This is a genomic window from Microbacterium pollutisoli, from assembly GCF_053586795.1.
This window is the reverse complement of record NZ_JBNYWT010000004.1, coordinates 311,673-326,937: the sequence shown is the minus strand read 5'-3', so window position 1 is coordinate 326,937 and position 15,265 is coordinate 311,673. Positions and strand designations below refer to the sequence as shown.

14 protein-coding genes are annotated in these 15,265 nt (G+C 71.0%); all 14 read right to left on the bottom strand.

All coding sequences use genetic code 11. The features are described 5' to 3' along the window. Positions 1–21: 21 nt before the first annotated feature. On the bottom strand, positions 22–825 hold the full coding sequence (locus ACQ143_RS11210) for a hypothetical protein (protein WP_449570769.1): 804 nt from the start codon (positions 823–825) through the stop codon (positions 22–24). Continuing rightward, complete coding sequence (locus tag ACQ143_RS11205) at positions 822–1,490, bottom strand: hypothetical protein (protein WP_449570768.1); 669 nt, start codon at positions 1,488–1,490, stop codon at positions 822–824. Before ACQ143_RS11205 ends, ACQ143_RS11210 begins: the two co-directional genes overlap by 4 nt. Then, complete coding sequence (locus ACQ143_RS11200; protein WP_449570767.1) at positions 1,487–2,695, bottom strand: hypothetical protein; 1,209 nt, start codon at positions 2,693–2,695, stop codon at positions 1,487–1,489. Before ACQ143_RS11200 ends, ACQ143_RS11205 begins: the two co-directional genes overlap by 4 nt. Positions 2,696–2,720: 25 nt before the next feature. After that, positions 2,721–3,059, bottom strand: coding sequence for a hypothetical protein (locus tag ACQ143_RS11195; RefSeq protein ID WP_449570766.1), 339 nt, complete (start codon positions 3,057–3,059; stop codon positions 2,721–2,723). Between the two features lie 148 nt (positions 3,060–3,207). Next, on the bottom strand, positions 3,208–3,987 hold the full coding sequence (locus tag ACQ143_RS11190; RefSeq protein ID WP_449570765.1) for a hypothetical protein: 780 nt from the start codon (positions 3,985–3,987) through the stop codon (positions 3,208–3,210). Next, on the bottom strand, positions 3,984–4,583 hold the full coding sequence (locus ACQ143_RS11185; protein WP_449570764.1) for a hypothetical protein: 600 nt from the start codon (positions 4,581–4,583) through the stop codon (positions 3,984–3,986). The genes ACQ143_RS11190 and ACQ143_RS11185 overlap by 4 nt, the downstream gene beginning before the upstream one ends. Beyond that, complete coding sequence (locus ACQ143_RS11180) at positions 4,580–5,197, bottom strand: hypothetical protein (protein WP_449570763.1); 618 nt, start codon at positions 5,195–5,197, stop codon at positions 4,580–4,582. The genes ACQ143_RS11185 and ACQ143_RS11180 overlap by 4 nt, the downstream gene beginning before the upstream one ends. Positions 5,198–5,224: 27 nt before the next feature. Beyond that, positions 5,225–6,463: a hypothetical protein gene (locus ACQ143_RS11175; protein WP_449570762.1), complete on the bottom strand. Its 1,239-nt coding sequence runs from the start codon at positions 6,461–6,463 to the stop codon at positions 5,225–5,227. Positions 6,464–6,468: 5 nt separating this feature from the next. Further along, positions 6,469–6,774, bottom strand: a complete 306-nt coding sequence (locus tag ACQ143_RS11170; protein WP_449570761.1) for a hypothetical protein — start codon at positions 6,772–6,774, stop codon at positions 6,469–6,471. An 84-nt stretch (positions 6,775–6,858) separates the two neighbouring features. Next, positions 6,859–7,146 carry a WXG100 family type VII secretion target gene (locus tag ACQ143_RS11165; protein WP_449570760.1) on the bottom strand — a complete coding sequence of 96 codons (288 nt, stop codon included), beginning with the start codon at positions 7,144–7,146 and terminating at the stop codon, positions 6,859–6,861. Between the two features lie 165 nt (positions 7,147–7,311). After that, positions 7,312–7,599: a WXG100 family type VII secretion target gene (locus tag ACQ143_RS11160; protein ID WP_449570760.1), complete on the bottom strand. Its 288-nt coding sequence runs from the start codon at positions 7,597–7,599 to the stop codon at positions 7,312–7,314. Positions 7,600–7,703: 104 nt separating this feature from the next. Beyond that, on the bottom strand, positions 7,704–12,236 hold the full coding sequence (locus tag ACQ143_RS11155; protein ID WP_449570759.1) for an FtsK/SpoIIIE domain-containing protein: 4,533 nt from the start codon (positions 12,234–12,236) through the stop codon (positions 7,704–7,706). A 21-nt stretch (positions 12,237–12,257) separates the two neighbouring features. After that, positions 12,258–13,619, bottom strand: a complete 1,362-nt coding sequence (locus ACQ143_RS11150; protein WP_449570758.1) for an RDD family protein — start codon at positions 13,617–13,619, stop codon at positions 12,258–12,260. 13 nt (positions 13,620–13,632) lie between these two features. Further along, complete coding sequence (gene purH, locus ACQ143_RS11145; protein WP_449570757.1) at positions 13,633–15,240, bottom strand: bifunctional phosphoribosylaminoimidazolecarboxamide formyltransferase/IMP cyclohydrolase; 1,608 nt, start codon at positions 15,238–15,240, stop codon at positions 13,633–13,635. Positions 15,241–15,265: the final 25 nt, after the last annotated feature.

The window sequence follows — 15,265 nt, the reverse complement described above, 5'->3', positions numbered from 1 at the left end:
TCTCTGGGGGGTCTCGGCGGCTCAGTTCGAGCCGGTGCCGTCAAGCAGGTACAGGGTGCCCAGCTCGCGGTCTCGGGCGCGCTCCAACAGCTGCGCGTCCAGCAGCCCGCGCTCGTGCAGGACCTCGAGCGCGGCGTCGCGGTCGGTGCGGATGGCGTCGCGCTCTTCGCGCGACAGGGCGGCGAGCCGTTCGTGCACGGTGCCGACGGTCACCGGCCCGGCGGTGGTCTCCTCCGGTTCGTCACCGCCCCGGACGCGGAAGCGCGCCGCCACGGCGACCATGATCACCAGGGCGACGACGAGGCAGGCCAGCACGACCACATGCCAGCCGCGCCAGTCGGCGTAGCCGGCGTCTTCGGCCACGCCCGGCATCGTCCAGCTCGACCCGGCCGCGCACAGCGCCGCGACCGCGGCGAAGCCCAGCAGCAACGGCGACCAGCGGGCCCCGCGGGCGAGCCAGACAACCAGTGCGACCACGAGCGCGACCACCGCGATGGCGTAGCTCACCCCGGAGAACGGCACGGCGCGTTCGGCGGGCATGACGTAGAACTGGAACCGGTCCCCCACCAGCGCGCCGTACCCGGCCAGCGGGGCGACGGCGGCGATGACCGCCAGGATGCCGAGGACGATGCCGCCGGCCCGCTGCCCGCCCCTGCGCGGGGGCGCACCGACCGTCTCGGCCAGCGCCGCACCGGTCGCGCCGAAATGCCGGTAGATCTCGGGGTGTTCCTGGAAGGCGACCGCCTCCAGCCGTGCCAGCGACAGGGGAGCCGCCAGCGAATGGTCCACGGCCCAGTCACGGGCGCTGTCGTAACGGAAGCTCATGGTGACGGCAGGCTATCAGCCCACCCCTCCGGCTCGAGGAACCCGGCCGGGGCCGCGGCGACCACGCGCGTGCCGTCGGGGCGGAAGAACTCGAGCGACTGCACCAGCGCGTGGAACTGCCCGATGAGCATCGTCAGCAGTTCGCCGAAGGTCGGGTGGAACGTCGCCACGACCGCGGCGTCATCGCCGACGAAACTGACCTGCACGCCGATGAGCACGGTGCCGGTCGCCTCGTCGACGACCCGCTGGACTGTCTGCACCCCGACACCCAGGCCGTCGGCCTCGTACAGGATCCCCTCGCGCGGGCCGCCACCGGCGGGCGGCTCTCCGAACGCGACATCGACGTGCGCGACGATCGGCGCCCGCAGCGGCCACACCTGGAACGCCTGCGCGGCATCGGCTGGTCGCGCCGCGAGGCCCGCCCGCAGCACCTGTTCGGCCGCTCCGGCAGCTTCGCGAGACCACTCGTCCGCCCATTCGGCGCGCAGTTCCTCGAGCTTGGTGCCCACCCACGCGTCGACGTCGTCGACCTGCGCCGGGATCGGCAGCCAGCCCGCGGCGTCGTTGCGCCCGTCGAGCCGCCACATCCCAGCCCCCCACCCGGGTGGCGGTGCGGTGGGCTGCTCGGTCGCGGCATCCACCCCCACCGCGGCGTCCGTGCTCACAGGAACGCCCCGACCCACGGCCACTGCTTACTGGGCGCCTGGTCGGCGTTGCCCGTCCAGCGGGCGATCTTGTCGCTCAGGCCCCACACACCGGAGGCGAAACCGTGCGCGCCCTCCCAGACCATCGGACCCCAGTTGCGCACGTCCCACTGGCCGGCGGCGCCGCTGAGCCCGTCGAACAGGGTGTCCAGCTTCTCGCCGGGCTTGCCGAACGCGGTGCGTTTGATCACGTCGAGGATGCTGCCGTTGTTCATGTTGATGATGTTCCAGGCGCCGTTGGCGAAGCCGGTCGAGAAGTTCAGGATCGTGCGCATCTGGCCGAGCTGTCCGGCGGCCGCCGACCAGGAGGACGGCCGGAATGCGGTGAACATCTCCCCGGCGAAGTCGAACATGCCGGCCTTGCCCTGGAAGAGCTTGCCGAGCTTGCCGATCGGTATCACGCCGATCACAGCGATGATCAACTGGGTCAACCCGGTATCGCCGCGGAAGTACTGGTAGGCGGTCAGGGCGAGGGTGACGACGCCGATGACGGCGCCGATCAGGGCGAACAGCGGACCGCCGATGATGATGCCGGCGATCGCGACGATCAGGCCCACGACGCTGAGCACCTCGAGCACCCCCGCGACGAACCCGTCCACGTTGTCCCAGAAGCCGTCCTTGATCGAGACGTCCAGCACGTCGCCGATGCCCGTGACCGCCTCGTCGAAGGCCTCCGACCAGTCGTCGTAGTACTGGTCGAACTGGCGCCCGTCGGCGCGGAAAGCCGCATACAGGCGCGCCTTCTCCTCATCCTCTTCCGCGGCCGTCTCGGCCTCGTCCGGGTCGGACGGCGGGAACAGGCGGCCGTTCCGGTCGCCGGGCGCGCCGTAGTACGCCGTCCACGACGACTCGCAGTCGGCCACCACACCGGCGATCAGAGGCTTGAGGCGATCGACCTCGGCGCCGTAGGCGATGAGCACCGGCCCGGTCGGCTGGTACATGTTGCCGGCCCGGCGCAGCTGGGTGTAGGTGTCGCCGACGATCTCGCGGATCTTCTCGATCGCCTGCCCCTTCTGCCCGTCTTCACCGGCGGCGAGCTCTTCGAGGACGTCGGCGCTGGCCAGCATCTGGTTGCCGATCGAACGGATCCGCCGACCGTGCCGCTTGATCTCGTCACCGTCGCCGTCGAGGGGCTCGATGACGCGTCCGCGCGGGGAGTTCTCCATCCACATGACTCGTTCCGTCTTCCTGTCAGGCCGGCGTCGGCCGGGTCTGGTCCGTCGTGCCGGATGCGTCGACATCCATCTGGGATGCCGTCTCGGCGTCCCAGTCGGCGAATCCCTCGAGGACGCCGACGACATGCTCGTGGATCTTGGTGATGTCGCGCACGAGGTCGTTGCGCTTGTTGTTCCACTGACCCTCGAAGTCGCCCGCCCGGTCGCGCAGCGCGCCGTGACCGAAGGGCCGGCCGATGGCGTCCTGCAGCTCGTCGGCGAGGCCGCCCGCGTCCTCGAGCTCCTCGATGATCCGGCCGAGCCGGTTGCTCGTCCGCTCCAGCAACGCGTAGTTGATCCAGACCGCGTCTGTCATGGCGTTCTCCTCTGGCGTCTGCATGCCGTTACCAGAAACCTACTCAGCGCCGCGGCGCGCTCGCGATGGGGAGCACTGCCCATGAGGGATGCCGGGGCACCCACCGGTGGCCCCGATCTCCGGCGGCGGTGCGCGGCCGGTGGCCGGATCAGGACGTGGGGCGCAGGTCGTCGCGAGGGGCCATCGTCATCCCGAGCAGCCCCGGCCGGACGTCACGGGCGCGCACCAGCGCGTCGTCGGGGACGATGCGGCGCTGGGCCATCACGTCGAACGCCTGCTGCAGGTCCGCGTAGATGCGGGCCCTCTCGTCGGCGGGCAGCGCGTCGAGTGCGGCTTCCAGTCGCGCGAAGTTGCGTCGCCAGCGCTCGGTCCCTGCCTCGGCGGGGCCGCGGTACACGACGAAGTGCAGCGCTCCGACGAGGATGTCGGCGCCGATGCCGGCCAGCCCCCACGCACCGTCCGCTGCCTGCTGGGTGAGTGCCGCCACCGCCAGCAGCGCCGCGGCGGCCGAGGGGATCAGGTGCAAGCCGCCCAGCAGCCGGCCGATCTTGGGGTCGACATCCAACGGCTGCCGCCGCTCGGTGATCAGCCCGACCCCGCCGACAAGGGCTGCGACGGCGGTCAGGATGCCGGCGAAGCCGACGGGCGCGTCCGCGCCGGAGTCGACGATCCACGCGAGCATCGCCAGCGCCGCCACGGCGGGAAAGGTGAAGCTGGCGATGTGCGACAGGGTCAGCAGGCACCCCCACGCCCATGCGCGGTCGGCGCCCCGGGCGAGGTCGCGCCAGGCCTCGGCGGGCGAGAAGAACGCGATCGCGCGGCGCATCGGCGGGGAGGCCTGCAGGGCGCGCGCCTCGAGCTTCCACCAGTCGATCGGCTGCCAGTCGTCGACCACCCGGGCGTACCGGGTGGCGGGGCCGTCGGTCACGACCGCCACCCGGTGTCCGCCGGCGGCACGAGTCCGTCCAGCGCGAACGCGTCGGCGGTGCCGGGTGCGAGGCCGTCCAGGCGGACGGATTCGAGGATGTTCTCGACGGCGACCGCCAGGCCCATCACCGCCGGGAGCGGAACGGCGCGCAGCACGGCGAAGAACGCCTGGCCGCCCGGCAGGTACAGCCAGCGGATGTCGGCGGTCGAGGCGTCGGTGAGCACGGTGGCGGAGTACCCGACGCCCAGTCCCGGTGCGACGTGACCGCGCAGCTGGGGACGCAGGACGCCCGCCGGTGCGAGGTATTCCTGCTGCTGCGCCGGCGGCAGACCGCCCTCGAGCAGCGTCAGGCGCAGCGGTGCCCAGGCGTCGGTGCCCGGGTCGTGCAACAGGATGTTGGTGGCCGGGTCGCTTGCCGCGCCCCGCTGCGCGCGATGCAGGACGCGTTCCAGCGCGGTCCGGCGCTGCGGATCCAGGTCATGGTGGGCGGCGAAGCGCTCGACGGCCGCCCGGGGCCACTGCGCCGCGTCCTCCCCGCCGTCGCCGGGCACGACGATCGCCGTGGCCTCGTCGTACTCGAACCGTACCGCCGTCATGCCGGCATCCACGCGAAGGTGGCGATGTTGGCATCCAGCAGCGCCAGCCACGCCTTCATCAGCGGCTCGGTGTCGGGGTCGGATTCGACCGGATGCGCGAGCGTGGCCGTCAGTTGCAGGGCCGACCGCCGTCCGCTGCCGGGCAGGGGCGTGAGGTACACCACCGTGTAGGCGCCGACCTTCTCGCCCGACAGCTCGGCGGTGCGCCGATCCACCCAGCGCAGGAAGTGCCGGCTGCCGTCGAGGGCGCGAGCCCCGCGGCGCTCGATGGCATCGGCCACCATGCGGTCGAGGGAGACGGCCGGGGTTCCGGAGGTGACAGTGCCGAGGATGCTGATGGGCACCGTGGACCACGGCGGGGCCTCGTCGCCGGCCACGATCATCATGAACGCGCCCTGCTTACGCGCCGCCGCCAGGGCGTGCTCCACGTGCTGCGACAGTGCGGCGTAGGCGTCGGGGCGATGGACCGAGGCCAGGCGCTCCCGCGCGCGGCCGAGCAACGCCTGCTCGGTCTGTGCCGACGTGTCGAGGATCGTCCATCCCGGCGGGAGCATCATCCGGAACGGCGGGACGCCCGCGCGGCCGCCGCCGAGCTCTTCACGAAGGGATGCCACGTGTCCACCCTGCCATAGCCGACGGCATCACCAGGTGGGCCAGCGGATGGCCCCCGGGTTGGACACGAGTCCGGTGATGCCCTGCGCTCCTCCGACCACGTTCAGGATGTTCGCATAGTGCTGGCCGACGGCCGAGACGCCGTACACGAACTGCTGTCCGGTTGTGCCGAGCTCGCCGATGACCTCCCACATGAACGGGTCCTGGCCCGTCATCACCGCGCTGAGGACGTCGTCGAAGCTGTTGACGACGAAGCCGGCCTCGGGGCCGAGGGTGCGCATGTTGCTGACCCACTGCGCGGGGCTGGTCGAGCGCAGGCTCAGACCCCACCGAGCGAAGTCGTCTCCGAACGAGAGCCCCCCGGCCGAGAACCCGCCCCAGGCCCGCATGCCGGCTTTGAACCCGCCGCTGGCGAACTCGCCCAGCGCGCCGAAGGGGATCACGCCGATGACGGCGATGCCGACTTCGAGCAGGGAGGCATCTCCGCGGCTGTACTGCCACAGGGTGCCGGCGAGCGTGAGCACACCCACCAGGACCGCGGCGAGGGCCACGATCGGACCGCCCACGACCAGCGCCAGAACAGCCAGCACCACGCCGGCGACGGCGAGGACGTCCAGCGCGAAGTCGACGAACCCGTCGAGGTTGTCCCTCCAGTCATCCTCGATGCCCTCGCTGTTCTCGCTGCGGATGTGGCGGACGGCCTTGTCGAACGCGTCCCACCACTTGTCGTATTGGGCGTCGAAGTCGTCCCCGGCCTCCTTCCACAGTTTGTAGGCGGCGTCCTTGAGCTCCTTCGCGTCGGAGACGGCCGCGGCGTGCTCCTCCTCGGCCTGCTCGCGCGCCGATCCGTCGTCGCTGGGCGACGTGCCCGAGGGGTACGCGACGGGCGAGTGCTGCGCGTCCTGCCAGTCGGACAGACGCTGCTGGTACGTGGTCCACGCCGATTCGGCCGTGCTGACGATGGTGGACATCGCCGACTGGACCGCGGCCAGATCGACGCCGTACTCCTTGATGTACGGGCCGACCTTCACGTAGAGGTCGGCGGCGCGCCCCAGTTCCTTGTAGACATCCTCCGAGACCTCGCGCAGCTTGTCGACGGAGTCGCCCTCCATGTTGGCGCCGTCTTGCACCAGGCGCGTGAGCAGCCCTTCGGCCTCCGTCATCGCCGCGCCGAGATTGATGACCTGCTGTCCGCGATCCTGGATGTCGTCGGCGTTGCCGCCGACGACCTCGACGGGGCGGCCCTGGGGTGAGTCGTGCGTGGCCATGCGGGTCAGACCTCCTGCATCGAGGCGGCGATCTCGGCGGCGAGTTCGACGTCGAAGTCGCCGAAGCCCTCGAGCACGGTCTTGGCGCGCTCGGTCACCTTCTTGAGCCCCTCGTTGAGCTTGTTGCGCCGGTCGTCCCACTGCTTCTCGAAGTCACCGGTGACCGAGCGCAGGTCGCCATAGCCGTAGGGCCGGCCGACCGCATCCTCCAGGTCGCTGCGACGGGCCGAGGCCTCGTCGAACTCCGTGGAGATGGCGAGCAGGTTGGTGTACAGCTCGCCGAGCTCGTCGTAGGAGATCTTCACGCTCATGGGTACTCACTTCCGCTGCGTCGGTCACGGGTGCCGGGATGTCGAAAGGGCGGGCCGATACGTCGGCCCGCCCGGTGCGGCGATTCAGCCGCCGGCGAGCTGCTGGTCCAGGTCCTGGATCGCGCGCATCATGCCGAGCAGCGCCTCGGCCATGTCGTTGATGCCGTCGGTGGCGTTCTTCAGACCGGTGGTCAGCTCCTCGTAGCCCTCACCGAACTTGCCCGACGCGTGCTGCGTCTTGAAGTCCTCACCCAGCAGCGTGTCCACCTGGCTCTTCAGCGTGTCCAGCTGGCCCTGGATGTCGTCACGGGCCTGCGACAGCGTCGAAGCCACCTGCTCCATCTCCGAATACGATGCTCCGAAATCAGCCATCGTCAACTCCCTCAGTCGAATGATCCCGACCCGCTCCGGGCCGACACCGAAAACCTAACAACCCCCACACGACCCCGTCGATGGGGAGCACTCCCCATCCCCGCCCCGACCGCACGCCGGAGGGCGGGCCCGACCGGACCCGCCCTCTCGAAGCGTGTGCGCGGCTCAGCCGCCGGCGAGCTGCTGGTCCAGGTCCTGGATCGCGCGCATCATGCCGAGCAGCGCCTCGGCCATGTCGTTGATGCCGTCGGTGGCGTTCTTCAGACCGGTGGTCAGCTCCTCGTAGCCCTCACCGAACTTGCCCGACGCGTGCTGCGTCTTGAAGTCCTCACCCAGCAGCGTGTCCACCTGGCTCTTCAGCGTGTCCAGCTGGCCCTGGATGTCGTCACGGGCCTGCGACAGCGTCGAAGCCACCTGCTCCATCTCCGAATACGATGCTCCGAAATCAGCCATCGTCAACTCCCTCAGTCGAATGATCCCGACCCGCTCCGGGCCGACACCGAAAACCTAACAACCCCCACACGACCCCGTCGATGGGGAGCACTCCCCATCCCCGATCAGCCGGCCGGCGACGGCTCGCCGACGGGCAGTGTCGCGGCATCCACCAACGGCAGCTGCACGGTCACGGCGCGACCGGCCTGCACGAAGATGCCGCGACCCTCGGGGAAGTCGGACCGCTTGACCTTGGGGAACGGCACCTTGAACACGGAGTCACCGTCGAACGCATCAGGGCGGATGATGATGCCCTTGCGGCCCGCCTTGAAGTCGCCGATGAGGCCGAAGCCGCTCGTGACCTGGTTGACGTCGGCGTCGCCGATGAGGAAGTGGTCGCTGCGGTTGACGGCCTGGAACAGCGCCTTCAGGGGTCGCTCGGCCGGCGAGTCGGCGAACTGCGGCACGTCCTCGACCACGATCATCAGTCGCGTGTCGATCGACTCGTCGGCGACGAGTTCTGCCAGCTCGGTCGCCAGCTCCTTCGCGTCTTCGGGGGTCGTCGCGCTGCGCATCCACGGCGCGAAGTCGCGCAGCTGTGAGCGGCGTCCGCCGAAGTGGAACAGTCGCACCCCCGGGTCGAATCGGGTCATCGCCGTGACGATGGCCTTCATCGCGTTGGTCTTTCCCGACAGCGGCGGGCCGGCCACCACGAAGGTGCCGACCGGGTCGAAGTCGCGGGCGGCGAGGGTGTCTTCGGCGATGCCGAGCACCGGGAAGTCGCCGATGCGGTCGGGCAGGTCGCGCAGGGCGAGCCGGGTGGGCAGCGAACCGATCTCGTCGACCTCGCGGGCACCGCCGGCGCGCAGCTCGGCGGCCAGCTGCTCCATGAGCTTGGTCTGCTCGGCCACGTTGGGCGTGCCCCCGAGCACGGCGATCTGCGTCTCGAAGCCGTCGACGATCGCGCGACCCGGGGCCGATCGCTCGTCGAGCACGTCCTTGGGCGCGTTCAGCAGCGCGTAGGCGTTCTCGTCCGACAGGCGCAGCACGACCCGGCGCGACACGTTCGAGCTGACCGCGGTGGGCACCGAGCCCGACCGATCGGCCGTCGCGACCACGTGCACGCCCAGCGGGCGGCCCTCGCCGAGGATCCGCATGAACGCCTGGTAGAAGGGCATGCGGGCGGTGGTGGCCTCCCACTCGGCGCGGAACTGCGGCAGGCCGTCCAGCAACAGGATGATGCGCGGCTCGTCGCGGCCGGTGAGCTCGCGGTATTCGGCGATGCTCGACGCGTTGGCGGCGCTGAAGCGCTTGCCGCGGTCGTCGAGCACGGCGGCGAGCGACCGCATGATGCGCTGCACGCGCTCGGCGTCGTCACCGGGGATGATCGAGCCGACGTGCGGCAGCGTCTCGAGGCTCTTGAGCGACCCGGAGCCGAAGTCCAGGCCGTAGACGGCGACGTTCTCCGGCCGGCGGCCGATCGCGGCGCAGATGGCGATGGTGCGCAACACCGTGGACTTACCCGACCCGCTCGTGCCGTACACGAGCATCGAGCCGTCGCGGTCGGGATGGAAGTACACGGCCTCCTGCAGCTGTCGCTCGGGCACGTCACGCTTGCCGAGCAGGATGGCGCCGGAGCGTCCCGCGGGCAGGCGCCGGATGTCGACGGTCTGCTCGAGGTCGTCGAGCCACGGCCGGCGCGGGGCGGGGATCTTCGCCTGCGCGGCGGCGGCGATGAGGGTCGCCACGATGCGCTTCTGGTCGTTGGGACCGGGGTCGGCGTCGTGCGCGGCGTCGTCCCCGGCGTCGTCGAGCTCCCACTTCTGGATCGACCCGAACCGCAGTTCGGCCACGCTCACGTCGGCGACCGGCTTCTCGTCGGTGCTCCACCCGCCCGCGTACGCGGACTGGAACGGCACGAGACGACCGGGACCGGTCTTGGCGATGCCGCGCCCGGGGATCGAGGGGTCGAAGCTGGCGGCGACCGGATCGTCGACGACGTCCTTCGAGTCGGATTCGTCGGCCATGCGCAGCGCGACCCGCAGGTTGGTGTTGGCGCGCAGGTTGTCCTTGATCACGCCCGCCGGACGCTGCGTGGCCATGATCAGGTGGATGCCGAGCGAGCGGCCGCGCTGGGCGATGTCGACGACGCCGTCGACGAACTCGGGCACCTCGCCGGCCAGCGCCGCGAACTCATCGATCACCAGCACGAGGGCGGGTGGCGTGTCGGGGTCGCGACGCTTCTCCAGCTCGAGCAGGTCCTTCGCCTTCTTGCGGTTGAACAGGTGCTCGCGGTGGTGCAGCTCGGCGCGCAGGCTGGTGAGCGCGCGGCGCACCAGGTGCGGGCTCAGGTCGGTGACCAGGCCCACGCAGTGCGGCAGTTCGACGCAGTCGGCGAAGGCCGACCCGCCCTTGTAGTCGACGAACAGGAATGTGACCCGGTCGGGGCTGTGCGCGGCGGCCATGCCCAGCACCCAGGCCTGCAGGAACTCGGACTTGCCGGCACCGGTGGTGCCGCCCACGAGCGCGTGCGGGCCCTGCAGACGCAGGTCGAGAGTCATGGCGTCCGACGCGCCCTGGCCGACGATGGCGCGCAGGTTGCCGGCCTTCTTCAGCCGCGGCAGCGTGGCGCCCGAGCGGTCGATGATCGTGTTGTTCTCCTGCCACCGGTCGATCGCGAAGCTCGGATCCTCGGCCATCTCGGAGCCGACCAGCGAGAGGAACATGACCGAGTTGGGGATGTCGGAGGAGTCCTCGATGACCGTGCTCGAGTCGGCGACCGGCGCCAGGCGCTTGGCCAGCATCGTCATCAGCTCGTTGGAGACGCCTTCGACTTCCGCGTCGGGGTATTCGACGCCACTGAGCACGGTGCCCACCTGGGCGTGCTCCAGCCCGTTCGTGACGTCGACGAAGCTGCGGCACACCGCCGGCAGCGCATCGACGACGGGCGCGACGAACAGGCCGTACACGCCGACGTCGGCGCCCCGTTCGAGCACCTGGGTCAGCCGGGCGCGGTCGACGGGGGCGTCGCCGGTGACGATGACCACGACTGCGGCCTGACCGGGGAAGGTCGCCTCCTCGGCGGCGCGGCGCACATCGGTGCCGTAGTGCATCGGATCCCAGTCCGCGTCGTAGGGCAGGCGCGGGCTCGCGGAGGCCTTCGAACGCCGCATCACGAGCTCCTCGAGGCCCGACAGCAGCGCGGCACCGGTGGATGCCGAGTCCGACAGCGGCATGTCGCGGAAGGGGCTGCGTTCGCTCGAGGTGTGCGGCAGCCACTTGAGCCACTCGAGCTCTTGGGCCCATTCCGGCTCGGTGAGGGCGACCGCGACCAGCTCGTTGGGCGAGTGCAGCCCGAACAGCTGCACCGCCAGGCCCCGCAGCGCGTCGGCGGCCTCGCGCTTGGGTCCGGCCACACCGACCACCCCGACGCTCTGCAGCGATTCGAGCACCGGCACGCCGTCGATCATGCGGTAGCGCTCGCGCAGGCGCTCCACCCGGTCGACGTACTCCTGCAGCGCATCGGGGTTCTCGCTGCGTTTGACGGTGGTGCGCGAGGGGGCCTCGCAGCTGCCCAGGCGCACCGCGAGGAAGTTCCAGTGCTCGGGCCGGCGGGTCCAGAGCATGGGCCCGAGCCGCATCGCCTCGTCGAACACGACGGCCACCGGCGGCACCTCGGCGTTGCGCACTTCGCGTTCACGCGGCCGCTCGCGGTAAAGGTCCTCCTCGAGCTGCTCGAAGGTGCGCTCGAAGACCTCGGCCTCCTTCTTCGTCCGCTGGCCCACCTGGGTGCGCTGCGAGACGAAGTTGCCCAGCAGCATGAGCGGGGTCATGAAGATGATGACCAGGGATCGCACGTTGCCGCTGATGAAGTAGATGGTCAGGCCGAGGAGGATCGGCGCCACCAGCATCGGCCAGGGGAACAGCCGGGTGGCCAGCTCCTTCGGCATCCTCGGTTCGGGCAGCTCCTCCCCCGCATAGCGGGGCTCGACGCGGGGGCTGCGGTTGAACAGCAGGCTGCCGCCGCGCTCGAGCACCGGGTCGGGCTCGTGCTGCGGGGCGAAGTCCTCGACCATGCGCACGACCAGTTCGGTGTCGCCGAGCACGAACCGCTGCCCGGGGATCACGCGCAGGCGCGGCACGAGGCCGCCGTCGATGACGATGCCGTTGGCCGAGTTGAGGTCGACGATCTCGACCGCCGCGCCCACCTCGATGCGCGCGTGCCGCTTCGAGATGAGCGGGTCGTCGAGCACCACGTCGTTGTCGGGGGCGCGGCCGACGGTGAAGTGGCCGCGCGGCAGCGGGAACTCGCGCCCGGCCACGGGGCCGGCGACGGCGACGAGCACGGCGGTAGCGGGCGCCCCGGCGGCGCGGGCGGGCTGATAGTCGGCGCCGAGGTTGATGACGGATGCGAGGAACCCGGAGCCGACCGGTGCGTCGCTGATCAGCAGGTTCGGGTCGAGCATCGCGAAATCCGACCCGGTGGGCGGGGCCACCGACAGGGTCAGCACGTCGTCGGGAGCGGCGACCATCTCGCGCTGCGGGTCGGCGTCGACGATGCGCCGGGCGACGTCGTGGACGGTCGCGGTCGTGTCGGAGGTGATCACGATGTCGGTGCGCTGCGCGTTGCTGCGCTGAAGCGTCAGTTTGAGTCTCATGCAGGTGTCCTCATTCTGCGGTCAGCGGCGGGAGATGCGGACCTGGGCGAGCCGGTCCCCGAATCGGATGGTATCGCCGGCGGTCACGGGAACCTTCTCTCCCGGGGCGAGCGGCTGTTCGCCACCGCCACGGATCACGGCGCTGCCGTTGGTCGATCCGCGGTCGACGACGACCACGACCTCGTCGCCCACGAGCACGGCCAGGTGGGTCTTCGACACCGACATGGACGCGTCGACGACCGACACGAGGTCCAGGCCCGCGTCGGCGGGGCCGGCAGTGGGGGCGCGCCCGATCAGGGCACCGCCGTCGGGGATGTCGAGGGTCTCCCCGGTGTCGAGCACGAGCGAGACGCTGCGGGTCGACGACGGCGCCGCCGGTTCCGGATCGCGGGGCAGCAGCTGGGGCGGCTGCCAGGCGGCGGGGGCGGGGGTGGATGCCGGTGGCCCGACGACCGGTGGCGGGGCGGCCGGCGTCGGGGCGGCGGCCGGTGCGGCCGGTGGCTGAGCGGCGGCCGGGGCGGCGGCGAGCTCGGCCACCGAGGGCGCGACGACGGTGGGGATCGCGGGCGGTTCGCCGGGCGCGTCGGTGCGTTCGCTGCGGGCGGCGCCGAGCACGCCGGAGCTGCTGCGCGTGACCGGGATGTACACCTCGGGGCCGCGCCCGCTGCGGGGGGTGGCCAGGGACGGGAGCACGTTGCGCTGGTCGACCAGGTCGGTGCTCACCGCCTTACGGGCGATGCGCATGCGCTTGGCGTCGTAGGGGTTCAGGCCGCGACGCGCGTCGACGAACCAGGTCTGCGCGGCGCGGTCGGGCCAGCCCCGGCCCCGCTTCTCGGAATCGAACAGCGGCGACAGCGCGATGACCAGCAGCGGGCCGATCAGCACGACGAGGAAGCTCGCCCACATGACCAGGTAGCGCACGACGGCGCCGCGCCAGAACTTCGGCCGCTCGAGGGTGCGCACGTTGACGACCCGGATGCCGGTGAACGCTTTGCCGAGGGTGACGCCGCGGCGGCCGAGCAGGATGAGCTGCACGAGGAGGAATGCGGTCGTCAGGGCGTAGGAGAACGCTCCGGCCAGGACCACCCACACCAGGTCGCCGCGCTGCAGCACCGCCGCCGGGTCGCCGCCGGTGACCGTGTCGAGCAGCGCCGGCAGCGTCACCAGCAGCAGGGGCAGCTGAAGGACGCACACCACCAGCGCCTCATACACGGTCGCGAGCACCCGCCGTCCGAACGGGGCCGGGATCAGGCCGAGCGATGCGGCGTATTCCGGGCGCGGGCGACCGTAGGGGTCCAACCCCTCGACGGGACGCTCGGCCTCGTCGATCTCCCAGATCGACACCCCGCCGGGCTGGGCGCGCCGCGCTTCGCTCTCGCTCACCGGTGCCTCCCGATCAGTGGAAGAAGTGCCGCTCGCCGGTGAAGAACATCGTCACGTTCGCGGCGCGGGCCGCGTCGATGACCTCCTCGTCGCGCACCGATCCGCCCGGCTGGATAATCGTCTTGATGCCGGCGTCGATGAGCACCTGCGGCCCGTCGGCGAACGGGAAGAAGGCGTCCGAGGCCGCGACCGATCCGGCGGCGCGGCTGCCGGCACGCTCGACGGCCAGGCGGCACGAGTCGACGCGGTTGACCTGTCCCATGCCCACGCCGACGGTCGCCGAGCCCTGGGCCAGCACGATCGCATTGGACTTCACGGCGCGGCAGGCCTTCCACGCGAAGATCATGCCCTCCAGCTCCTCGGGGGCGGGGCGCTCGCCGGCGACCAGCTCCCAGTCGTGCGCGACCGACTCGATGTCGTCGGGGAACCGGTCGGCGTCCTGCAGCAGCAGGCCGCCGGAGACGAGGCGCACGTCCATCGTCTCCTGCTTCCAGTCGGCGGGCAGCTGCAGGATGCGCAGGTTCTTCTTCAGGCGGAACACCTCGAGCGCTTCCGGCTCGAAGTCGGGAGCCACGATGACCTCGGTGAAGATGTCGCGCAGGTTCTCGGCCATCTTCAGGGTCACGGTGCGGTTGGCCGCGATGACGCCGCCGAACGCCGACACCGGGTCGCACTCGTGGGCGCGCAGGTGCGCCGAGGCGATGGGGTCGAGAGCATTGGGGGCGGTCACGGCGATGCCGCACGGGTTGGCGTGCTTGATGATGGCCACCGCGGGCTTGACCATGTCGAACGCGGCACGTAACGCGGCATCCGCGTCGACGTAGTTGTTGTACGACATCTCCTTGCCTTGCAGCTGGGTCGCCTGGGCGATGCCGTGGCCGCCGACGCGGGTGTAGATGGCCGCTCGCTGGTGCGAGTTCTCGCCGTAGCGCAGCGTCGCGAGGCGCTCGGCCTTGATCGTGAGGTGCTGGGGCAGGTCGCCCTCTTCGACGATGGTCTCGTCGGCGAACCAGGTCGCCACGGCGCGGTCGTAGGTGGCGGTGTGGGTGAACGCGCGGGCGGCGAGCTCCTTGCGCTGGGCGAGGGTGGTGCCGCCCTGGCCGAGGGACTCGATGATGGCCGGGTACGACTCGGGCGAGACCACGACGGCGACGTTCGCGAAGTTCTTCGCCGAGGCGCGCACCATGGCCGGTCCCCCGATGTCGATCTGCTCGACGACGGCGTCGGCGCTGGCTCCGGATGCCACGGTCTCGACGAACGGGTAGAGGTTCACCACGACCAGTTCGAACGGCTGGATGTCGAGGGCGGCCAGCTGCTGCTCGTGCTCTTCGAGGCGCAGGTCGGCGAGCAGACCGGCGTGCACCGACGGGTGCAGGGTCTTCACCCGGCCGCCGAGCGACTCGGGGAAGCCGGTGACGGAGGAGACGTCGGTGACCTCGTGACCGGCGTCGCGGATGGTCTGGGCCGTCGATCCGGTCGACACGATCTCCACCCCGGCCTCGGCGAGCGCGGCGGCGAGCACGAGCAGGTCGGTCTTGTCGCTGACCGAGACCAGGGCCCGGCGCACGGGGACCACGTCGCGGGGACGGTAGCGGGCGGGATCGATGGTGGGACCGGCCATGGGAGCTCCAGAGGTGTCGGGGGTC